Source organism: Rhodoblastus acidophilus (assembly GCF_025961575.1).
GTDB lineage: Bacteria > Pseudomonadota > Alphaproteobacteria > Rhizobiales > Beijerinckiaceae > Rhodoblastus > Rhodoblastus acidophilus_C.
The window spans coordinates 35834-56124 of sequence record NZ_JAOQNX010000011.1 but is presented as its reverse complement, the minus strand read 5'-3'; the positions used below and the strand labels follow the sequence as shown (position 1 = coordinate 56124).

Sequence of the window (20291 nt, the reverse complement as noted above, 5' to 3'; positions counted from 1 at the left end):
CGCTCTGCGGCCTGCGCCATGGCGAGGGCGGCTTGGACGTCTTCGGTGTCAATCAGCGCGGAATCGGGACCCCGGTTTTGCGTCCAAAAGGGCCCCCTTCAACCGATACATTTGCTCAAGGTAGCGCGCGCGGGCGGAGCTGGCCGGGGTTGCGCAGCCTGGGCGCGCGCGGCGGTGTTCGGCGGCCGGCGCGCACTGGAGCTTGAGCGCGTCGGGTGTGGCGATGGTGAGCGGCGGCGGCGGATCGCGGCGGCGCGCCAGAATGTTCAAAACGACGTCGGCGGAATGGACGTTGTCGGCGAGCGCCTCGGCGCAGGCGGATTCGACCACCGCCAAGCCGTCGTCGAGCACGGCCGCGAGGATCTTCACCATCTGCCGGTCGCCGTCGTCGGAGCCGGGGCGAGCTTTTTGCGGATCTGCTCGATCGCTCCCGGCAGCAGCCAATCCTTGAACGGGGCGCCGTTGCGCAGCGCGCCCGGCTTTTTCGCCAGAACCGGAACGTAATGCCAGGGATTGTAGGCCGTCTCGCCGCGCCCGAACCGGCGCTGATGTTCGCCGACAATCATGCCGTCCTGGCGGATGACGATGCGGTCGGCGTAGGCCTGGAGTTCGACAGGTCGGCCGACGGCGCTGGCGCGCACAGAATATTTGTTGTTGTCGAAGCGCACCAGGCAGGTTTTCGACACGGGGCATGGCGTGGCGTGAAAGCCGTCGAAGCAGCTTGGCGCCTGGACAAGCTTGGGCCGTTCGTCCTCGAAAGCCTCGAAGATCGTCTTGTCGGCGATCTCGGGATGCTTGTGCGCCTTGGCGTAGGCGACGCATTTGTCGAGCAGAAAGGCGTTCAACTCGTCCAGGTTCTTGAAGCGCAGGCGCGGCGTAAAGAACCGCTCGCGCACCAAGCCAACCTGGTTTTCGACTTGGCCTTTTTCCCAGCCGGAGGCCGGCGCGCAGGCGACGGGCTCGACGAGGTAATGCGAGCACATTTGCAGGAAACGCCTGTTGTACTTGCGTTCCTTGCCGACGAAGATCGCATCGACCGCGGTTTTCATATTATCGTAGACGCCGCGCTGGCACGCCCCCTTGAAGAAGGCGAAGCCGCGGTCGTGGGCGTCGAACACCATTTCCTGCGTCTCGCGCGGATAGGCGCGCGCGAACAGCATGCGGCTGTGGCAGAGCCGCATATGCGCCACTTTCACGGTCACCGTCGCGCCGTTCAGCACGACGATCTCGTGGGACCAATCGAACTGATAGGCTTCGCCCGGCGCAAAGGTCAACGGCACGAAAACCGGCGCCGTCGCCGCACCGCGCGCCTTGCGCCAGCCGATCGCATAGCGGCGAACGGCGTCATAGCTGCCCTCGTAGCCGAGGCCGCGCAATTCCTCGAACAGCCGGATGAAAGTCAGTCGCTCCCGGGCCGGCTTGCCGTCGTTTTCCAGCAAAAGCGCGTCAAGCTGCTCGCGCCAGGGTCCGATCTTGGGCTGAGGCTGCGTTCCGCGTTCGTAGCGAAACTCAGTCGCATCCGAGCGGATCACTTTCCGCACGACCTTCCGCGACACATGCAGCGTCCGGCAGATCTCCTTGATCGTCTTCTTCTGATGAAAAAACGCCAGGCGAATTTTGGCGATCGTCTCCACAACCAGCATTCCAATCTCGGCCTCCGACAAATCAGGAGGCCAGTGTGGACCCTCAGCCCCGGGGTCCCGATTGGATGCAAATCACCCCAGCGCGGGGGGCCTTATTCCATGCAAAAACACAGTGCCGGCACGGCACGGAAGCCGCCCAGGGCTTTGCCGCGCGCCTTGGCAGTGTCCGCATGGCGATCAGCGCGCGTTCTGTTTCTGCCAATGCGGCGTAAATGTGCAGCATGAACGGGTCTGCGTTCGCGCCAAGCTCGTTGATGACGAATGGGACGCGATGAGCCATCAACCCCGAAATGAAATGCACGTCGCGAGACAGGCGATCCAGCTTTGCGACGACGGGGCACTGATGATGAAGGCGAGCCATTGCGAGGGCAGCGGCCAGTTGTGGCCGGCGCTCCAGCGCGTCCGCACCTTTGCCGGTTTCGACCTCCACGAACTCCCCGACGATCTCCAGCCCCTCGGTAGACGCAAATTGTGCGACTCGCTCGCGTTGGGCCATATGGGTAAGATGACGCTGATGCGCGCCGCAATTTTCGTGCGCGGCTTCTAGCCGGCCCGTTTCGTCCGTCCTGGCAGAGCCCGCCTCCCGCGTAGCGCACCATGACCTACCGCATGTGGTCTCCCCGAGGGACAACACGAGCTTGATAGAGTCAATAGCGGCCATGGTGCCGCTCAGGCTTTGCCGCGAAATATCAGCGATTTTCAGAGGACCCGCACGTGGGCATTCGCACAACCGATTCTCGGTACAGTGGCACGATCGGCTCACGCTAATGCTTAAAGGCGCTGAAATGGCTTGCAAAGTATTGATTCTGTTGTGGCGCTCCCTAGGGGACTCGAACCCCTGTTTTCGCCGTGAGAGGGCGACGTCCTAGACCGCTAGACGAAGGGAGCAGCGACCTCTCTATAGTCAGATGGACTTCTGTCCGCAAGCCATGATCGAGAAATTTCAGGCGAAAATTCATTCTCGTTCGAGGCGCAAGACGAGGCCATTGGGGGCCACCGCGGGGCGCTTTCGGCCCTCGGAAACAGCTTGTGGAAAAGTCCTCCGTTTGCTAAGGCTCCAATCTGAACCTGCTTTCTGCCGCTGGCCCGCGCCGGCCGCCTGATTAGACGGGTCACATCCACGGATGTGCGCCTGCGGACGAAAGCCAACGCAACACAAACCCTATTCCGGCGCGCGCCCGACAGGGCATTTCAGGAGAAAATATGTCCTCTGCCAACAACGCGGGTATGAACCCGTCTCGTGACGATTTTGCCGCCCTGCTCGCCGAATCCTACGGCGAAAGCGAAGCCTTCGAAGGCTCGGTGGTCAAGGGACGCGTAGTCGCCATCGAAAAAGACGTCGCGGTGATCGACATCGGTCTCAAGACCGAGGGACGCGTGGCGCTCAAGGAATTCACCGGCCACGGCCGCGATCCGGCCCCGCAGGTCGGCGAAGAAGTTGAAGTTTATCTGGAACGCGTTGAAAACGCGCTCGGCGAAGCCGTCATCTCCCGCGAGAAGGCGCGTCGCGAAGAGAGCTGGGTCAAGCTCGAGAAGGCTTTTGAAGCCGGCGAGAAGGTCGACGGCGTCATCTTCAACCAGGTCAAGGGTGGCTTCACCGTCGATCTCGACGGCGCGGTCGCCTTCCTGCCCCGCTCGCAGGTCGACATTCGCCCGATCCGCGACGTCACCCCGCTGCTTGGCGTGCCGCAGCCCTTCCAGATCCTCAAGATGGATCGCCGCCGCGGCAATATCGTCGTGTCGCGCCGCACCGTGCTTGAAGAGAGCCGCGCCGAGCAGCGTCATGAAATCGTCGCCAACCTCGAAGAGGGTCTGGTGATCGACGGCGTCGTCAAGAACATCACCGATTACGGCGCGTTCGTCGACCTCGGCGGCATTGACGGCCTGCTGCATGTCACCGACATCGCCTGGCGCCGCGTCAACCATCCGTCCGAAGTTCTGAACATCGGTCAGACGGTCAAGGTCAAGATCATCAAGATCAACCACGAGACCCACCGCATCTCCCTGGGCATGAAGCAGCTTCAGGACGATCCTTGGCAGGGCATCGAGGCGAAATATCCGATCAACGCGCGCTTCCATGGCCGCGTGACCAACATCACGGACTACGGCGCGTTCGTCGAACTGGAGCCGGGCATCGAAGGCCTGATCCACGTCTCCGAAATGTCCTGGACCAAAAAGAACGTCCATCCCGGCAAGATCGTCTCGACCAGCCAGGAAGTCGACGTGCAGGTGCTGGAAGTCGATTCCGTCAAGCGCCGCATCTCGCTCGGCCTCAAGCAGACTCTGCAGAACCCCTGGGAAGCTTTTGCCGAGAAGCACCCGGTTGGCTCCGATGTCGAGGGCGAGGTCAAGAACAAGACCGAGTTCGGTCTGTTCATCGGTCTCGACGGCGACGTCGACGGCATGGTTCACCTCTCCGACCTCGACTGGAACCGTCCGGGCGAGCAGGCAATCGAGGACTACAAGAAGGGTGAGATGGTTCGCGCGCGCGTGCTCGACGTCGACGTCGAGAAGGAGCGCATCTCGCTCGGCATCAAGCAGCTTGGTGGCGACCCCTTCGCCACGGCCACGGCCGGCGAAGACGGCGAGATCAAGAAGGGCGCGGTCGTGACCTGCGAAATTCTCGAGGTCAAGGACGGCGGCCTCGAAGTCAAGATCGTCGGCAGCGACCTGCAGGCCTTCATCAAGCGCAACGAGCTGGCCCGCGACCGCGCCGACCAGCGTCCCGAGCGCTTCGCTGTTGGCGAAAAGGTCGACGCGCGCGTCACTCTGTTCGACCGTAAGGCGCGCAAGATCGCCGTGTCGATCAAGGCGCTCGAAGTGGCCGAAGAGAAGGAAGCCATCGCGCAGTATGGCTCCGCCGACTCAGGCGCTTCGCTCGGCGACATCCTTGGCGCCGCGCTCAAGGCCCGCGAAACGAAGTAATTCTTCTCACTGCGTGAATTCGCATCGCCCCGCGCGCCCAACGGCGCGCGGGGTCTTTTTTTGTTCAGCGTCCAAAGGTCCGTCTGCCGCCGGTTGAGCTTTCTCGTGGGCATGCCTAAATGGAATGCGAATGGAGTATCGCCATGAACTCGTCTGTCGAAACCGTCCTCGACCGTAGGCAATTGCGGCGCAAGCTGACGCGTTGGCGTGTCGCCGCCTTGGGCCTTGCCGTTATCGCCATCCTGGTGGCTGCGGGACGTTTTGCCGGCGACGCCGGAACCCTCACGCCGCATATCGCCCGCATCGAGATCGGCGGGCTGATCACCGGTGATCGTGACACGCTGAAACTCATCAAGTCCGCCGAGGACTCGAAGGCCGCCGCGCTGATCGTTCAGGTCGCCAGTCCCGGAGGCACGGTGACGGGTTCGGAACATATTTACGATGAGCTTCGCCGGGTCGCCGCGAAAAAGCCTGTGGTCGCGGTTGTCGACACAATGGCGGCCTCGGGCGGCTATATTGTCGCGCTCGGCGCTGACCATATTGTTGCGGACGGCAATTCCTTGGTTGGCTCGATCGGCGTCCTGTTCCAGTTTCCGAATGTATCGAAATTGCTCGATACGATCGGCGTGAAAGTCGAGACGATCAAATCCTCGCCGTTAAAAGCTGCGCCCAATGGGCTGGAGCCGACCAGCGACGCTGCGAAAGCCGCCATCGACGCGCTCGTCCTTGACAGCTATTCCTGGTTCAAGGGCATCGTGAAGCAACGCCGAAATCTCAATGATGATGAGTTGGCGGTGGTTTCGGACGGTCGCGTCTTCACGGGACGCCAGAGCATGGGCCTAAAACTCATCGACGAGTTTGGCGGCGAACGCGAAGCGATTGCTTGGCTGGAAAAGCAACGCAACGTGGCCAAGGGACTTCCGGTCAAGGAGCTGAAAAAGACCTCCATTGGCAAGCCCTTCAATCTGTTCAGCGCCGCCGCCGCCGTGGCGAGCTGGTTTGGCGTGGAGTCCGCAGATACCCTTGCGTCACACCTGAAGAATGTTGAGGGTCAAGCGGCTCTTGACGGTCTCTTGGCGATTTGGCACGTTGGCCACGATCAATAGTCCGGATTAAGCGCGTTCTTGATCCGCCATGCGTTTTCAGGACAATTTCCGTGATCAAATCTGAACTCGTTCAACGTATTGCGGATCGCAACCCGCACCTCTATCTTCGCGACGTCGAAAACATCGTGAACGCGATTCTCGACGAGGTCACGGACGCGCTGGCGCGCGGCGATCGGGTTGAGTTGCGAGGGTTTGGCGCATTCTCCGTCAAGAAGCGCGACGCCCGAATTGGTCGAAACCCGCGCACCGGCGACCACGTCGAGGTCAACGAAAAGTTCGTGCCGTTTTTCAAGACCGGCAAGGAGCTTCGCGAGCGACTCAACGATTCGCCGAAGGCTTGACCCGGCGCCCCTATTGGAGACATGGCGATGCGTGCGTTGTTCCGTATTTTAGTTATCGCGCCTTTCGCCCTGTTGCTGCTGGCGTTTTCTCTCGCCAACCGGCAATCCATCACGGTTTTTACCGAGCCCTTCAACGTGGCGGATGGGGCGTGGCCGACCTTCAATCTGCCGCTCTATCTCGTCGTCCTCGGCGCGATGATGATCGGCGTCATCATCGGCGGTTCCTCGACCTGGCTGCGCCAGGGGCGCCATCGTAAGGCCGCTCGCGAGGCTTCTCGCAAGTCTGCGGCTCTGATCGCAGAGAACGAGGCGCTGCGCAGCCAGACGACCCCTGCCTCTTCAGGTGTGCCGGCGTCCCGCAACGCCTGACCCAATGTCGCTCAAGGTCAAGATTTGCGGCGTCACCACGCCGCCAGCTTTGCACGCCGCCATCGACGCTGGCGCCGACATGGTCGGATTCGTGTTCTTCCCGAAGAGTCCTCGAAACGTGTCTCTTCGCGGGGCCTGCGATCTGTCGGCAGGCATGGGCGGGAAAGCGCAGAAAGTTGCGCTGGTCGTGGACGCCGACGACGGCCTCATCCGAGATATTGTTCAAGAGTTCAAACCCGATTGGGTGCAGATGCACGGCGCCGAACCGGCCGAGCGCGTCGCCGAGATCCGTCAAAAGTTCGGTGTCCCGATCCTGAAGGCGATTGGCGTCGCCCAACCGTCTGACCTCTCCGAGGTTGAAGCGTATCTGGGCGTCGCGGACAGGATTCTGCTGGACGCCAAGCCGGCCAAGGGCGCGGAACTGCCCGGCGGCAACGGTTTGGCTTTCGACTGGACCTTGACCGAGGGATTTTCAAAACGGACCGGCTGCGAGAACTGGCTGCTGTCGGGCGGGCTGAACCCGGAGAACGTGGGGGAGGCGATCCGTCTCACCCATGCACCCGGCGTCGACGTGTCGTCCGGAGTGGAAGACAGCCCTGGCCAAAAATCCGTTGAGAAAATCCGCGCCTTCATCGCCGCGGCAAGACGCGCGCAAGATCACTTGGCCTGACCGCCGGAAGCGTTTAAGACAGCCGCTTCAATCGAGCAGAGTCCCATGAGCGTTCTTCCTAAAAATTCGCTGCGGCAAGGTCCCGATGCGCGGGGCCATTTTGGCATTTTTGGCGGGCGCTTCGTCGCCGAGACGTTGATGCCCCTCATCCTCGCCCTGGAGGATGCATATGAAGACGCGCGCAAAGACCCCGCTTATCACGCGGAACTGAAGAACCTGCTGACCTATTACGTGGGTCGGCCAAGCCCGCTTTATTTCGCGGAGCGCCTGACCGAGCATCTCGGCGGCGCGAAGATTTATTTCAAGCGCGAGGAGCTCAATCACACCGGCGCGCACAAGATCAACAATGTGCTCGGACAAATCCTGCTCGCCCGCCGCATGGGCAAGAAGCGGATCATCGCGGAAACCGGCGCCGGCCAGCATGGCGTCGCCACCGCAACAGCCTGCGCCCGCTTCGGTCTCGAATGCATCGTGTACATGGGCGCCGTCGATGTCGAGCGGCAAAAGCCCAACGTCTTCCGCATGAACATGCTCGGCGCCAAGGTGGTGCCCGTGCAGTCGGGCGCCCGGACCCTTAAGGACGCTATGAACGAGGCGCTGCGCGACTGGGTCACCAACGTCGACAGCACGTTCTATTGCATCGGCACGGCGGCGGGGCCGCACCCCTATCCGGCAATGGTGCGCGATTTTCAGTGCGTCATTGGCGACGAGACGCGTGAGCAAATGCTGAGCCTGGAAGGCCGCCTTCCCGACAGCGCCTTCGCCTGCATCGGCGGCGGCTCCAACGCCATCGGCCTGTTCCACCCCTTCCTCGACGAGCCCTCGGTCGAACTTTACGGGGTGGAGGCGGCCGGGCATGGCCTGGAGGTCGAGAACGGGCATGCGGCCTCGCTCGCGGGCGGCCGAGCGGGCGTGCTTCACGGCAACCGCACCTATCTGTTGATGGATGACGACGGACAGATTCTTGAGGGCCATTCGATTTCTGCCGGCCTCGATTATCCCGGCATCGGCCCTGAACACGCCTGGCTGAAGGAAACGGGTCGCGTCACCTATCTGTCGGCGACCGACAAGGAAGCGCTCGACGCCTTCCAGCTCTGCGCCCGCCTCGAAGGCATCATCCCCGCGCTCGAGCCCGCGCACGCGCTCGCAAAAATCGTCGAAATCGCGCCGAAGAAGCCGAGGGATCACTTGATGGTCCTCGGCCTGTCTGGCCGTGGCGACAAGGACATTTTCACCGTCGCCGACCATCTCGGCGGCATGTGAGCGGGCTGCGTCACCCGCTCACGTTTCCAAGGTCAACCTACTGTGCTAACCGGCAAGGCCATGACTTCTCGCATCGAAACACGTTTTGCCCAGTGCCGCGCCGAAAACCGCGCCGCGCTGGTCACGTTCATCATGGCCGGCGATCCCGACGCGTCTGTTTCCCTGAACATTCTGAAGGCTCTGCCGAAATCCGGCGCCGACATCATCGAGGTCGGCATGCCGTTTTCCGACCCGATGGCCGACGGTCCCGCCATTCAGGCCGCTGGTTTGCGCGCGATGAACGCCGGCATGACGCTCCGCGGCGTCCTGAAGCAGGTGGAGGAATTCCGCCGGCATGACGCGGACACGCCGATCGTGCTGATGGGCTATTACAACCCAATCTACGTCTATGGCGTCGATCGGTTTCTCGCCGATGCGAAAGCGGCCGGCGTCGATGGCATGATCGTGGTCGATTTGCCGCCCGAAGAAGACGAAGAGCTGTGTCTGCCCGCCCTGCACGCGGGATTGAGCTTTATTCGTCTGGCGACGCCAACGACAGACGACAGGCGCTTGCCGGCGGTTCTCGCGAACACGTCCGGCTTCGTTTATTACGTCTCGATCACCGGCATCACGGGGGCAAGCCGGCCCGACTATTCCAAAGTCGCGACCGCCGTGCAGCGGATCAAGGCGCACACGCCGCTTCCGGTGGCGGTCGGTTTTGGCGTCAAGGACGCGTCGGCGGCGGCCGAGATCGCCGGGAAGGCCGACGCCGTCGTGGTCGGGTCCGCCATCATCGACACGCTGGCCAAAACTCTCGACGCCGAGCGTCAGGGCGGCCCCGCGACCGTCGAAGCCGTGAGCAAACTGGTGTCCGAACTCGCCGCGGGCGTCGCGTCCGCAAGGCGCTGAGCAGGAGACGATGCAATGAACTGGATTTCGAACGTCGTCCCCCCCAAAATTCGGTCGATCCTCAAGCGGGAAACGCCTGAAAATCTCTGGGTCAAATGCCCGGAGAGCGGCGAATTGGTGTTCCACAAGGATTTGGAAGCCAATCTGTTCGTGGTGCCGGGCTCGGGCTATCACATGCGCATTCCGGCGAAGGCGCGTCTCGACGCGCTGTTCGACGATGGCGTCTACGAAAGCCTGCCTTCGCCTGAAGCGCCCGCCGATCCGCTCAAATTTCGCGACGTCAAGCGTTATACGGATCGCTTGAAGGATTATCGGACCAAGACCGGCGCCTATGACGCCGTTCGGCTCGCCGCCGGAGCCTTGCAGGAATTGCAGGTCACGGTCGCCGCCCAGGATTTTGACTTTCTCGGCGGCTCGCTCGGCATGGCCGCCGGCGAGGCGATTGTCGCGGGCATGATGCGCGCCGTGGAACACCGGACACCGTTCATCATCTTCACCGCTTCGGGCGGCGCGCGCATGCAGGAAGGCATGTTCTCGCTGATGCAGATGCCGCGCACCACCGTCGCGGTCCAGCGCCTGAAGGAGGCCAAGCTTCCCTACATCGTCGTGCTGACCAATCCGACGACCGGCGGCGTCACCGCCTCCTACGCCATGCTGGGTGATCTCCATATTGCCGAACCCGGCGCGGTGATCGGTTTTGCCGGCGCGCGGGTGATCGAACAAACGATTCGCGAACGGCTGCCCGAGGGGTTTCAGCGCTCCGAATATCTGCTCCAGCACGGCATGGTCGACATGGTCGTGCCGCGCGCGCAAATGCGCGATACGCTTGGCCGCGTCTGCCGGCTGTTGATGAAGGCCCCTGTCCCCGCGAGTTGATGTCCGCGCCCGACCCGATCCTCGACCGCCTGCTGCATCTTCATCCGAAAAAAATCGACCTGTCGCTGGATCGGATGAAGCGGCTGCTGGCGGCTTTGGGCGATCCGCAAAAAAAGCTTCCTCCGGTCATCCACGTCGCCGGAACGAACGGCAAAGGCTCGACCATCGCTTTTATGCGGGCGATCCTTGAGGTTGCCGGGCTTGGCGTTCACGTCTATACCTCGCCGCATCTCGTGCGGTTCAACGAGCGCGTGCGTTTGGCTGACTGCTCCGGCGGGAAGCTTGTTTCTGACGAGGCGCTGAGCGCGGCATTCGAAGCCGTGGGAGCCGCCAATGGCGACGCGCCCATCACCTTTTTCGAAGCCACGACGGCCGCGGCGTTCAAACTCTTTTCCGAGCATCCCGCCGACGTGCTTCTGCTGGAAGTTGGTCTGGGCGGCCGTCTCGACGCCACCAACGTCATAGATGCGCCAGCCTGCTCGGTGATCACGCCAATCTCCAGGGATCACGTCGAATTTTTGGGCGACACGCTTGAGGCGATCGCGACGGAAAAGGCGGGTATCCTCAAGCGGCGGGCGCCCGCCGTGTTTGCCGGGCAAGATGATGCGGCGCAAGCGGCGCTCGAAAAAGCGGCGGCGCGCCTGGGGGTCACGCCTCTTGTGTGGGGACAGGATTATTTGTGCCGGCGCGAGGCCGACCGGCTGATTTATCAGGATTCGTTCGGCCTCCTGGATTTGCCTTCGCCAACACTATTCGGCGCGCATCAAACCGGAAACGCGGGCGTCGCCATTGCCGCTCTGCGCGCCGCTTTTCCCGGATTGTCTGACCAAGCTTTCGAGCACGGGATGGTTGCGGCGAACTGGCCGGCGCGGCTGCAAAATCTTCATGGCGGGCGACTCGCGACCTTGGCGCCAGCAAACGCGGAGCTTTGGCTGGATGGTGGTCACAACGAAGCCGGCGCCAAGGCGCTCGCGAAGGCGATGGCGGAGCGCGATGCGATCACGCCGCTGCCGCTCATCCTGATCTTCAGCTCGCTGAAGTCGAAGGATGCCGAGGGGTTCCTACGACAGTTCATCGGCATGGCGACGCAAGTGATCGCCGTGCCTATCCACGGCGACCAAGCCTCATGGCCCCCGGATGAAATCGTGAGCATCGCCGAAAAGTTGGGGCTGAACGCGCGCGCCGAGGCCAATGTCGAGCGTGCGCTGAAATGTCTGTCGGCCACCTACGGTAGCCCGCCCCCGCGCATTCTGATTGCCGGCTCGCTTTACCTGAGCGGAGATGTCCTCGCCGCCAACGGGACTCCTCCGGAATAGGGAGTCATGCGTCGGCGTCGCCCGAGATCAGACTACGGCGAAAAACCTCCAGATCGCCGCCGAGCGCGTTGATGTCAGCCAGAATGTCCTTGCGCAATCGGTCGGCGCTGGCCGGATACTCTTCCAAGACCCGCAAGAACAAGGCGCGGGATATCCTCAGGACGCTGCAATTCTGCCGGGCGATGGCGGTGACTGGGCGCTTTGTGGTCACAATCAGCGCAGTCTCGCCAAGAAGGTCTCCTTCCCCCACCAAGGGCAAGGATTCCCCGACATTGTCGCCAGTGAGCGTGATGGCCCCAGTCAGCAGGAGATAGCCGCAATCGGCCATATCCCCCTGCCGAAACAAGATATCGCCCGCGCGGAGGTTCCTCGTTTCCGCGGCAAAGGCGATCAGCCTGAGGGCTCCCGGCTCGATTTTGGCGAAGATTGGCAGACGGCTCAGGAGTGAGATGGTCTCTGAGGTCGACATGAAGCGCCCCGTTTCTTGCTCAGGCCGACAGCCGGTAGCCGCCGATGTCCGTGATGAGGATTTTCGCGTTGGTCGGATCGACTTCGATCTTTTGTCGCAGCCGGTAAATGTGGGTCTCGAGCGTATGCGTGGTGACGTTGGCGTTGTAACCCCAGACTTCGCGCAACAATTCGTCACGCGACACCACGCCCCCTTTGGCCCGGTTGAGATATTGCAGGATCGAAGTTTCTTTCTCGGTTAGCTTCAGCTTGGCGCCAGTCTTGGCGACTAGGAGTTTCGATCCGGGATGGAAGGTATAAGACGCAATTTGGAAGCTGGCGTCGTCGCTGAATTCGTGTTGGCGGATATGCGCCCGAATGCGCGCCAGTAGGATCGAAAAGCGAAACGGCTTGCTGACATAGTCGTTGGCGCCGGAATCGAGGCCGCGAACCACGTCATGTTCGGAATCCTGCCCGGTCAGCAGGATCACCGGTTTTTGGAAGCCGGCGGCGCGCAATTGCTTGATGACATCGCGCCCGTCGCCGTCGGGAAGACCGATGTCCATGATGATGAGGTCAATCGGGTGTTCATTGATGACGTCCAGCCCGGATTTCACATCCGACGCTTCATAGGCGACAAACTCACTGTGGATGCTCAGTTGTTCGAGCAGTGAAAGTCTCAAATGCGCATCATCGTCAACGATCAAGATCGAACGGACTTGCGACATGAAGTATCCTATGTACGGCTTGGACCACGCTTGAAGTCGCGCCAACACCAACAGGCGAACCCGTGACAAGTGAAAAATCTACGCTTTCGCGTTCCCGTCGTCAAAACTCCGTGTTGAAAAGCGGCGGCCTTTTCCAGGCAAAAATCAAGATTCTTTTTGTTCAGCAGCTTCCGCCTCGCGCGGGGCGGCCGAGAGGCCTGTTGCGAGTCGGCGCGAACCTTGTGGAATGCGCCGTCGGCCGCAGCGGAATCGGCGTGAAACGCTGGGAAGGCGACGGCGTGACCCCCATCGGACGCCTGACGATTGCCATCTGGCTGAGGCGAACCGACCGCTGGCGCTCGGGCTTTGCCGGTGAGCGCCGCATCCGGCCTCTCGATGGGTGGTGCGACGACCCCGGTTCGCGAAACTACAACCGGCCTGTGCCCCTGCCCTCGCCCGTTAGCGCCGAAAATCTCTGGCGCAACGACCACCTCTACGATGTCGTCGGCATATTGGATTACAACATTAGGCCCCGAGCAGCGGGTCGCGGCAGCGCCGTCTTCTTTCACCTTGCTCACGAAGACCTGCAGCCGACCGCCGGTTGCGTCGCGGTTCGGATGCGCGACATGAGGCACATACAGCACAGGCTTGCGTTGCGGCCGATCCTTGTCATCGGGGCCAGCAAAAAGCTTCAGCGCGCGCCGAAAATGGCGGACCCGACCCGAACGTGGGTGGCGCCAAGCTGGATCGCCTGCTCGAAGTCGGCGCTCATGCCCATGGAGAGTTTTTCGACGCCCAAGTCCCGTGCGAGACGATAAAGAAGCGCGAAATGCGGGCTGACAGGGCGATCCACCGGCGGGATGCACATCAGGCCCTCGATTGTCAGCCCCAAGTCATGACGACAGGCATTGAGGAGGCCGGGAAGATCCTCGACTGAAACGCCGGCCTTCTGACTTTCCGCGCCCGTATTGACCTGGATGAAGCACGGAATGTTTGTGTTTTTCTTTCTCGAGTGTTCGGCAATGGCCGAAGCGATCTTTACCCGATCGATCGTTTGAATCTTGTCGAAGACGTCGACGGCCAATTCGGCCTTGTTCGACTGCAAGGGACCGATCAGGTGCAGCTCGACGTCCGGAAACGCGGCGCGCAGGGCTGGCCATTTCGAGGCCGCCTCCTGGACGCGGTTCTCGCCAAAAATCCGCTGGCCCGAGCGCAAGGCGGGAAGGATGTCTTCGGCCTCAAAGGTCTTGGAGACGCAAACTAGGTTTACCTCGGCCGGATCGCGCCGCGCATCGGCGCAAGACCGCGCGATGGTTCGCCGCACCTGTTCCAGCCTGCCGGGGACGTCATCGACTGCGGCCACACTCACCACTAGAACTCCGTCTCAAGATTGATTCATGAGGACCATAGGCGGCGCCGGGGCGAATGCCAATCGGGACGGCGCCGGCCAAATCAATTGACCGGTGGGACGAAATCATGCTCTTTGCGGCAGCTTGGAACCGTTTGGAAGAGCCTGAAGTTTGATGCGCCCTGACCGTTACAATCCCCACGAATCCGAACCCAAGTGGCAAAAGGAATGGTCGGACCGAAATACGTTCCTGACGCGCAACGACGATGCCCGACCGAAATATTACGTGCTGGAAATGTTTCCCTATCCGTCCGGACGGATTCACATGGGGCATGTGCGCAATTACGCCATGGGTGATGTCGTCGCCCGCGTTATGCGCGCCCGCGGATATAATGTGCTGCATCCCATGGGCTGGGACGCGTTTGGCATGCCGGCGGAAAACGCGGCGCGGCTGAACCGCTCCCATCCCGGCGAATGGACCTACGCCAATATCGCCACCATGCGCAAACAGTTGCAAAGCATGGGGCTCTCCATCGACTGGTCGCGCGAGATCGCCACCTGCGACCCCAGCTATTATCGGCATCAACAGGCCATGTTCCTGGACATGCTCGACAAGGGGCTGATTTATCGCAAGAACGCCAAGGTCAACTGGGACCCGGTGGACCAGACGGTTCTGGCGAACGAACAGGTGATCGACGGGCGCGGCTGGCGTTCGGGCGCGCTTGTTGAACAGCGCGAACTCACCCAATGGTTCTTCAAGATCACCGATTTCGCCGAAGACCTTTTGACTTCGCTCGACGGACTCGACCGCTGGCCAGAAAAAGTCCGGTTGATGCAGAAGAACTGGATCGGCCGGTCCGAAGGCGCGTTGGTTAAATTCGACGTCGCCGGCGAGCACGCGTTCAAGACCATCGAGGTTTTCACGACGCGGCCCGACACGTTGTTTGGCGCGCGATTCATCGCCGTTTCGCCGGATCACCCCCTCGCTGCCGAACTGGCGCGCGACAATGCCGAACTGCAAGCGTTCATTGAAGAATGCCGCCGCGTCGGCACCTCGAACGCCGCGCTGGAAACAGCGGAAAAGAAGGGTTTTGATACGGGCGTTCGGGTTAGGCACCCGTTCGACGCTGAATGGACCCTGCCGGTCTATGTCGCGAACTTCGTGCTGATGGAATATGGAACGGGCGCCATTTTCGGCTGTCCGGCCCACGACCAGCGCGACCTCGATTTTTCACGCAAATATGGCCTGGGCTGGACCGTCGTGGTCTGCCCCGAAGACGTCGATCCCGGGACTTTTTCGGTCGAGGACACCGCCTATGACGGTGACGGCCGTTTGATCAATTCGCGATTCCTCGACGGCATGACGCCAGCGCAGGCTTTCCAGGAGGTCGTGCGCCGTCTCGAAGGCGAGCAGACCGATGGCGGGCCCCGCGCGCGGCGCCAGATCAACTACAAGCTGCGCGACTGGGGCATTTCACGCCAGCGTTATTGGGGCTGCCCCATCCCCATCATCCATTGCGAATCCTGCGGGATCGTTCCGGCTCCGCGCGAAACCCTGCCGATCGAACTGCCGCCGGACGTCACGTTCGACCAGCCCGGCAATCCGCTCGACCGTCACGAGACCTGGCGCAATACGACCTGCCCCAAATGCGGCAAGCCGGCGCTGCGCGAAACCGACACGATGGACACGTTCGTCGATTCGTCCTGGTATTTCGCCCGCTTCACCGATCCCTGGACCGTGACCGCGCCGACGGACACGGCGGTGGTTGATCGCTGGCTGCCGGTCGACCAATATATCGGCGGCATAGAGCACGCGATCCTTCACCTGCTCTATGCGCGGTTCTTCACCCGCGCCATGCGCGCCACCGGACATGTCGGCCTGAGCGAGCCGTTTGCTGGTCTGTTCACCCAAGGCATGGTCGTCCACGAGACCTACAAGTCGGCGGACGGCACCTGGATGTCGCCCAGCGAAATTCGCTTCGAGGCGGACGGCTCTGCGCGCCGAGCCTTCGCCTTGAGCGACGGGCGGCCGGTGGACATCGGCTCCATCGAAAAGATGTCGAAGTCCAAGCGCAACACCGTCGACCCCGACGACATCATCGCGACCTATGGCGCCGACACCGCGCGCTGGTTCATGCTGTCCGATTCGCCGCCAGACCGCGACGTGATCTGGACAGAGGACGGGGTGCAGGCGGCCGGCAAGTTCGTGCAGAGGCTGTGGCGGCTCGTCGGCGAGATCGCCGATCTTTCCGCTGGCGCGCCTGATGTCGCGCAGTTCGGCGAGCAGGCGAACCGCGTTCGCAAGGCGGCGCACGCCGCTCTGGCCAAGGCGGAAGACGATCTGGCGCGTTTGCGCTTCAACCGCTGTGTGGCGCAGATCTACGATCTCGCCAATCAATTGAACGCGCTGCTTTCCGGGATCGATGTGCCCGCCGAGGATGATGTGCGCGCCGCCTTCCGCGAGGCCGGAAAAATTCTCGTCCAACTGTTTGCTCCAATGATGCCGCATCTGGGCGAGGCCTGCTGGGCGGAACTGGGCGGCGAGAAACTGGTCGCGGAAACGCCCTGGCCGGTCGCGGATCGTTCTCTTATCGTCGAGGATATGGTAACGCTTCCAGTGCAGGTTAATGGCAAGAAGCGCGCCGAGCTGACCATCGCCCGGGACGCCGGTCAGAAGGACATCGAAGCCGCCGTCATGGCTTTGGAGGCCGTTCAGCGCGCCTGCGAAGACCGGACGCCGAAAAAAGTCATCGTTGTCCCCCAGAGGATCATCAATGTCGTCGTCTAATCGCGCAACAGCCTGGCTGGGCAACGCCGCCAAAGCGATGGCCGTGGGCTGCGCCCTGCTTGTCGGCGGTTGTGTGCAGCCGCTTTACATGACCGCCGCGCCGGGTGGCGGCGCCGTGGGCGACGAATTGCAACTGATCAAGGTTGAGCCGATTCCCGATCGTCTCGGGCATTATGTCACCAACGAGCTGATTTCACAGCTGAATGGCACGGGATCGTCGCCGACGCCGAAATACCGTCTTGTCGTCACCCTCACCGAGCGCATGTCGACGCCGATCATCAATACGTTCACCGGCCAGGCCGAAGCGGCCGCTATTGCGGTCGACGCGAAGTACCAGTTGTTCCCCGTCGCGGGCGGAGACAAGCCTTTGGTGAGCGGCAGCGTCACGGAAGCCGTGTCCTACGATCGCACCTCGCAGCGTCTGAGCAATGTGCGGGCGGCGCGTGACGCTGAAATCCGCAACGCCAGGACGATCGCCGAGCAAATCCGGACTCGAATCGCGGCCGCTTTGGCGAAATAAGCAGACATGGTCGCGATTCCGATTGGCGAGGCTGACGACTTCCTCGCCAAGCCGTTTGGTTGCACGTCCGTCATCCTGCTGTTCGGCCCCGACCGGGGTCTGGTGTCCGAGCGATCGCAGCAGGCGAGCCGCACTTTCCTGGGCGGCGAGATGGCTCCGGGCCAAAAAATCCAGCTGCTTGGGGACGCGATCGCATCGGATCCCTTGCTTCTTGTCGATGAGGCGAATTCCATCGACATGTTTCAGAGTTCAAACCGTTGCATTCTGATCAGTGTCGGCGGCAAGTCGGTCTTGCCTGCTCTGGAGATGATCAGCAGGGCGCCTCCGCAAAATTGCCTGATCGTGCTCGAGGCCGGCGAGCTTCGCCGCGATGCGCCGCTGCGCAAATGGGCGGAAGCGCACGATTTCGCGGCGGCGATCGAATGCCGGCCGGATGACGCCAGAAGTCTGATGCGCTTGATCGAGAGGGAATTTGCCGCCGCCGGATGCGCGATCGAGCCCAGTGCGCGCGACGCGCTGCTTGGTGTGCTGGGCGAGGATCGAATTGCCACGCGTAACGAAATCGAGAAGCTACTGCTGTTTACGAGCGGCCAGAGCACGGTCCATTGCTCTGACGTCGAGGCGATCTGTTACGATCCTAATTTGACGCAGACCGATGCAATCGTGGACGGTGCTTTTTCATCGGACCGCCAAACCTTGCTCGAACGTTTGCATAGTGTTTCTCTGTCCGGTGGAGATCCGACCATCATTCTGATGGCCATGATGAGACACGCTCTGGCCTTGCAGCGCGGCGTGGGGGCCGTGGACGCCGGCGGGAATCCCGCCGACGCATTGCAGTCCGTGTTACGCGGCACGGGCGGGTTCAATCGCAAAGCCGAACTCATGCGGCAGATGAAAACCTGCAGGGTTCAGGAGATGCTCGAATTGGTGCGGACCCTGCAAAATTTTACCAAGGCGACGCGGTCAAACCCGACGCTTTCCGCCCAGCGCCTGACCCGCCTGCTGATTTCACGCGCCGGCGGACGGCGCGACAGCTCGCGGTGACTGCTGCTATTTCGGCGCCCTTTTGGCGAGGATGCGTTGCAGGGTGCGACGGTGCATGTTCAGTCTCCGCGCGGTTTCCGAGACATTGCGATCGCAAAGCTCGAATATGCGCTGGATGTGCTCCCAACGCACGCGCTCGGCCGACATCGGATTGGCGGGCGCCTCACCGGCCGAGTTCGACGTCGATTTCATCAGCGCGGCAAAAATCTCGTCGCCGTCGGTGGGCTTGGCGAGATAGTCGAATGCGCCGAGTTTGACCGCCAGAACCGCCGAAGAAATGTTGCCATAGCCCGTCAGAATGATGCCGCGCGCTTCCGGACGCCGCGCCTTCAATTCGCTGATGACATCGAGCCCGTTGCCGTCTGTGAGGCGCATGTCGATGATCGCGAAGGCGGGTGGGGCTGATTGGACCGCGGTCATGCCCTCCGCGACCGTCTCCGCGCAGGTTACGACGAATCCACGCGCCGTCATCGCCTTGGCCAAGCGGTTGAGAAACGGCTTATCGTCATCGACGACCAGAAGCGTCTTGTCCTTTTCGAACAGAAGCGCCGCCTCTGTGGCCTCGGTTCCCTTTGCGCTTTCCACGGCTTCATCTTTCCCGAACGGAGGCATGCGAGCTGTCACCTTTTGCCTGAAATCGAACGCAGCACGGATATCCGCGAACGACCAAACAAATTGACGTATGTCAAGCTATACACTTGGCTTTTCGAAGCGGCTGCGGCCCCAGGTTAACGAAACGCGCGCGCCGCCAGCTTTGGAATTCCAGAACGAAACCTTTGCCCCGGATCGCTCAAGGAGAGTCTTGGCGATGAAAACGCCCAGACCGAGCCCCGATCTTTCCTTGACATGCCCGCCCCGCTTCGAGTTTCGCACGAGATAGGGCTCTCCCAGCTGGTTGAGCAGTTCGATCGGAAAACCAGGACCATCGTCAGCAATGACAATCTCGACGATCCGGGCATTCCAGTTCGCCGAAATAACGACGGACGAGCGCGCGAAATCAGTGGCGTTGTCGACGAAGTTCCCGATGCCGTAAACCATGGCGGGACTGCAGTCAGAATGAGGCTCGTCGTCGCTGCCTTTCAGCTCGATCTTGATATCAATCGCGCCTTGCCGATAAGGGTTCGCGATCTGCTCGAGCAGCAAGCCGAGCTTTGTGCGCGTAAAAGGCTCGTCGTCGTCGTCTGGGAGCGAGGTCAGCTTGCTCAGGATTTCACGACACCGTCGCGCCTCCTGTTCCAGCAGAGACAAATCCTCTTTAATTTCAGTTGGAACAGTGGCGCGCTTCAACTCGTGGGTCACGAGCGAGATCGTGGCGAGGGGGGTTCCAAGCTCGTGCGCCGCTGCGGCCGCCAAACCGTCAAGTTTAGAGAGGTGGTTTTCGCGCTCGAGGACGAGTTCGGCCGCCGACAGCGCCTGGCTCAGCGCGCGCGACTCGTTGGCGACCCGCGAGACGTAAACGGAAATGAACAGGCAGGACACAACGATCGCCGTCCAGAGACCGTCCTGATAGAGCTGCGGCAGCGAAATACTCTCACCGGCGCGCCAGGGCAGCGGCTTATGAACCAGGCACAACAGCGTGACGCACGCCACCGAAACGGCAACCACGCTGATGATGTGATGGAACCGCAGCGACACTGCAGAAATCGTCACCGGCGCCAGAATGAGGATGGCGAACGGATTCTCTATGCCGCCCGTGAGATAGAGAACGGCGCAGAGTTGCAGGACGTCGAAGATCAGAAAGTAGGTTGCGTTGACTTCCGTAAGCCGCAAATGCCGCGGCGCAAGAACCGTCGCGAGCAGATTGAAGATCGCGAGGAAGCCGACCAGGGCCAAGCATAAGGCAAGGTCGAACGAGAACTCCAGGATGAACGCGGTTGCCAGGACCGTCGCCAATTGCCCGGCCACACCGAACCAGCGCAACTTGACGAGCGTATCCATGCGAAGGAGACGTGCGTTATGTCCGAACTGCACGTCATCGCTGGGCAGGTGGATCCGCGCCGCGCCGAAGTTGAAGGCGCGCAGGATTCGATGTGGCATTTG

The 20291-nt window shown here is 61.7% G+C and carries 17 protein-coding genes, 1 tRNA gene and 3 pseudogenes; 13 read left to right on the top strand and 8 right to left on the bottom strand.

The features are described from left to right. Positions 1-48 precede the first annotated feature (48 nt). The 3 genes and pseudogenes from istA to M2320_RS09720 form a co-directional block, all read right to left on the bottom strand. Positions 49-1643, bottom strand: a pseudogene (gene istA / locus M2320_RS09730) (IS21 family transposase). A gap of 145 nt (positions 1644-1788) precedes the next feature. After that, positions 1789-2136: pseudogene (locus tag M2320_RS09725) on the bottom strand (recombinase family protein); the annotation flags it as partial. A 319-nt stretch (positions 2137-2455) separates the two neighbouring features. Next, positions 2456-2531, bottom strand: a tRNA-Glu gene (locus M2320_RS09720). Positions 2532-2846: 315 nt separating this feature from the next. On the opposite strand from M2320_RS09720, the gene rpsA reads away from it, so the two are divergent. The 9 genes from rpsA to M2320_RS09675 all read left to right on the top strand — a co-directional run bounded on the left by rpsA (position 2847) and on the right by M2320_RS09675 (position 11397). Further along, positions 2847-4568 (top strand): 30S ribosomal protein S1, encoded by a 1722-nt coding sequence (rpsA, locus tag M2320_RS09715; protein ID WP_184429919.1) that lies wholly within the window; start codon positions 2847-2849, stop codon positions 4566-4568. Positions 4569-4711: 143 nt separating this feature from the next. After that, a complete protein-coding gene (gene sppA / locus M2320_RS09710; protein WP_264597105.1) occupies positions 4712-5674 on the top strand; it encodes a signal peptide peptidase SppA in 963 nt (320 codons plus the stop codon). A gap of 50 nt (positions 5675-5724) precedes the next feature. Beyond that, the gene (gene ihfB, locus M2320_RS09705; RefSeq protein WP_184429921.1) at positions 5725-6015 is read left to right on the top strand and encodes an integration host factor subunit beta; all 291 of its coding nucleotides are present in this window, start codon (positions 5725-5727) and stop codon (positions 6013-6015) included. Positions 6016-6036: 21 nt separating this feature from the next. After that, positions 6037-6384: a LapA family protein gene (locus tag M2320_RS09700; protein ID WP_184429922.1), complete on the top strand. Its 348-nt coding sequence runs from the start codon at positions 6037-6039 to the stop codon at positions 6382-6384. Between the two features lie 4 nt (positions 6385-6388). Next, positions 6389-7054 (top strand): phosphoribosylanthranilate isomerase, encoded by a 666-nt coding sequence (locus tag M2320_RS09695; protein ID WP_264597104.1) that lies wholly within the window; start codon positions 6389-6391, stop codon positions 7052-7054. A gap of 45 nt (positions 7055-7099) precedes the next feature. Further along, positions 7100-8317, top strand: a complete 1218-nt coding sequence (trpB, locus tag M2320_RS09690) for a tryptophan synthase subunit beta (RefSeq protein WP_264597103.1) — start codon at positions 7100-7102, stop codon at positions 8315-8317. A gap of 60 nt (positions 8318-8377) precedes the next feature. Further along, positions 8378-9205 (top strand): tryptophan synthase subunit alpha, encoded by an 828-nt coding sequence (gene trpA / locus M2320_RS09685; protein ID WP_264597102.1) that lies wholly within the window; start codon positions 8378-8380, stop codon positions 9203-9205. A 15-nt stretch (positions 9206-9220) separates the two neighbouring features. Next, on the top strand, positions 9221-10081 hold the full coding sequence (gene accD, locus M2320_RS09680) for an acetyl-CoA carboxylase, carboxyltransferase subunit beta (protein ID WP_264597101.1): 861 nt from the start codon (positions 9221-9223) through the stop codon (positions 10079-10081). Next, positions 10081-11397, top strand: coding sequence for a bifunctional folylpolyglutamate synthase/dihydrofolate synthase (locus M2320_RS09675; protein ID WP_264597100.1), 1317 nt, complete (start codon positions 10081-10083; stop codon positions 11395-11397). Before accD ends, M2320_RS09675 begins: the two co-directional genes overlap by 1 nt. A gap of 4 nt (positions 11398-11401) precedes the next feature. Here the strand turns inward: M2320_RS09675 and M2320_RS09670 are convergent, their stop codons facing one another. Both M2320_RS09670 and M2320_RS09665 read right to left on the bottom strand, forming a co-directional pair. Next, positions 11402-11866: a cyclic nucleotide-binding domain-containing protein gene (locus M2320_RS09670; RefSeq protein ID WP_264597099.1), complete on the bottom strand. Its 465-nt coding sequence runs from the start codon at positions 11864-11866 to the stop codon at positions 11402-11404. A 19-nt stretch (positions 11867-11885) separates the two neighbouring features. Beyond that, positions 11886-12572, bottom strand: a complete 687-nt coding sequence (locus tag M2320_RS09665) for a response regulator transcription factor (protein ID WP_184429929.1) — start codon at positions 12570-12572, stop codon at positions 11886-11888. Between the two features lie 62 nt (positions 12573-12634). Here M2320_RS09665 and M2320_RS23315 point away from each other — a divergent pair. Next, a pseudogene (locus M2320_RS23315) lies at positions 12635-13195 on the top strand (L,D-transpeptidase family protein); the annotation flags it as partial. Between the two features lie 47 nt (positions 13196-13242). Here M2320_RS23315 and M2320_RS09660 read toward each other — a convergent pair. Next, a complete protein-coding gene (locus M2320_RS09660) occupies positions 13243-13923 on the bottom strand; it encodes a YggS family pyridoxal phosphate-dependent enzyme (RefSeq protein WP_264597098.1) in 681 nt (226 codons plus the stop codon). 151 nt (positions 13924-14074) lie between these two features. On the opposite strand from M2320_RS09660, the gene leuS reads away from it, so the two are divergent. Genes leuS through holA form a run of 3 tightly spaced genes read left to right on the top strand, consistent with a single transcriptional unit; the run spans position 14075 to position 18251 of the window. After that, positions 14075-16687 (top strand): leucine--tRNA ligase, encoded by a 2613-nt coding sequence (gene leuS, locus M2320_RS09655; RefSeq protein ID WP_264597097.1) that lies wholly within the window; start codon positions 14075-14077, stop codon positions 16685-16687. A gap of 37 nt (positions 16688-16724) precedes the next feature. Beyond that, positions 16725-17207 carry an LPS assembly lipoprotein LptE gene (lptE, locus tag M2320_RS09650; protein ID WP_264597177.1) on the top strand — a complete coding sequence of 161 codons (483 nt, stop codon included), beginning with the start codon at positions 16725-16727 and terminating at the stop codon, positions 17205-17207. Positions 17208-17213: 6 nt separating this feature from the next. Beyond that, positions 17214-18251 (top strand): DNA polymerase III subunit delta, encoded by a 1038-nt coding sequence (holA, locus tag M2320_RS09645; RefSeq protein ID WP_264597096.1) that lies wholly within the window; start codon positions 17214-17216, stop codon positions 18249-18251. Positions 18252-18257: 6 nt separating this feature from the next. On the opposite strand, the gene M2320_RS09640 is transcribed toward holA, so the two are convergent. Next, positions 18258-18863, bottom strand: coding sequence for an ActR/PrrA/RegA family redox response regulator transcription factor (locus M2320_RS09640; RefSeq protein ID WP_184429934.1), 606 nt, complete (start codon positions 18861-18863; stop codon positions 18258-18260). A 78-nt stretch (positions 18864-18941) separates the two neighbouring features. Continuing rightward, the gene (locus M2320_RS09635; RefSeq protein ID WP_264597094.1) at positions 18942-20288 is read right to left on the bottom strand and encodes an ActS/PrrB/RegB family redox-sensitive histidine kinase; all 1347 of its coding nucleotides are present in this window, start codon (positions 20286-20288) and stop codon (positions 18942-18944) included. Between the last annotated feature and the right edge of the window lie 3 nt (positions 20289-20291).

Excerpts from the sequence above, each read along its gene's own strand:
- rpsA (WP_184429919.1), top strand. The coding sequence starts at position 2,847 with ATGTCCTCTGCCAACAACGCGGGTATGAACCCGTCTCGTGACGATTTT.
- sppA (WP_264597105.1), top strand. The coding sequence starts at position 4,712 with ATGAACTCGTCTGTCGAAACCGTCCTCGACCGTAGGCAATTGCGGCGC.
- M2320_RS09700 (WP_184429922.1), top strand. The coding sequence starts at position 6,037 with ATGGCGATGCGTGCGTTGTTCCGTATTTTAGTTATCGCGCCTTTCGCC.
- M2320_RS09695 (WP_264597104.1), top strand. The coding sequence starts at position 6,389 with ATGTCGCTCAAGGTCAAGATTTGCGGCGTCACCACGCCGCCAGCTTTG.
- trpB (WP_264597103.1), top strand. The coding sequence starts at position 7,100 with ATGAGCGTTCTTCCTAAAAATTCGCTGCGGCAAGGTCCCGATGCGCGG.
- trpA (WP_264597102.1), top strand. The coding sequence starts at position 8,378 with ATGACTTCTCGCATCGAAACACGTTTTGCCCAGTGCCGCGCCGAAAAC.
- accD (WP_264597101.1), top strand. The coding sequence starts at position 9,221 with ATGAACTGGATTTCGAACGTCGTCCCCCCCAAAATTCGGTCGATCCTC.
- M2320_RS09675 (WP_264597100.1), top strand. The coding sequence starts at position 10,081 with ATGTCCGCGCCCGACCCGATCCTCGACCGCCTGCTGCATCTTCATCCG.
- M2320_RS09670 (WP_264597099.1), bottom strand. The coding sequence starts at position 11,866 with ATGTCGACCTCAGAGACCATCTCACTCCTGAGCCGTCTGCCAATCTTC.
- M2320_RS09665 (WP_184429929.1), bottom strand. The coding sequence starts at position 12,572 with ATGTCGCAAGTCCGTTCGATCTTGATCGTTGACGATGATGCGCATTTG.
- leuS (WP_264597097.1), top strand. The coding sequence starts at position 14,075 with ATGCGCCCTGACCGTTACAATCCCCACGAATCCGAACCCAAGTGGCAA.
- lptE (WP_264597177.1), top strand. The coding sequence starts at position 16,725 with ATGGCCGTGGGCTGCGCCCTGCTTGTCGGCGGTTGTGTGCAGCCGCTT.
- holA (WP_264597096.1), top strand. The coding sequence starts at position 17,214 with ATGGTCGCGATTCCGATTGGCGAGGCTGACGACTTCCTCGCCAAGCCG.
- M2320_RS09640 (WP_184429934.1), bottom strand. The coding sequence starts at position 18,863 with ATGCCTCCGTTCGGGAAAGATGAAGCCGTGGAAAGCGCAAAGGGAACC.
- M2320_RS09635 (WP_264597094.1), bottom strand. The coding sequence starts at position 20,288 with ATGCCACATCGAATCCTGCGCGCCTTCAACTTCGGCGCGGCGCGGATC.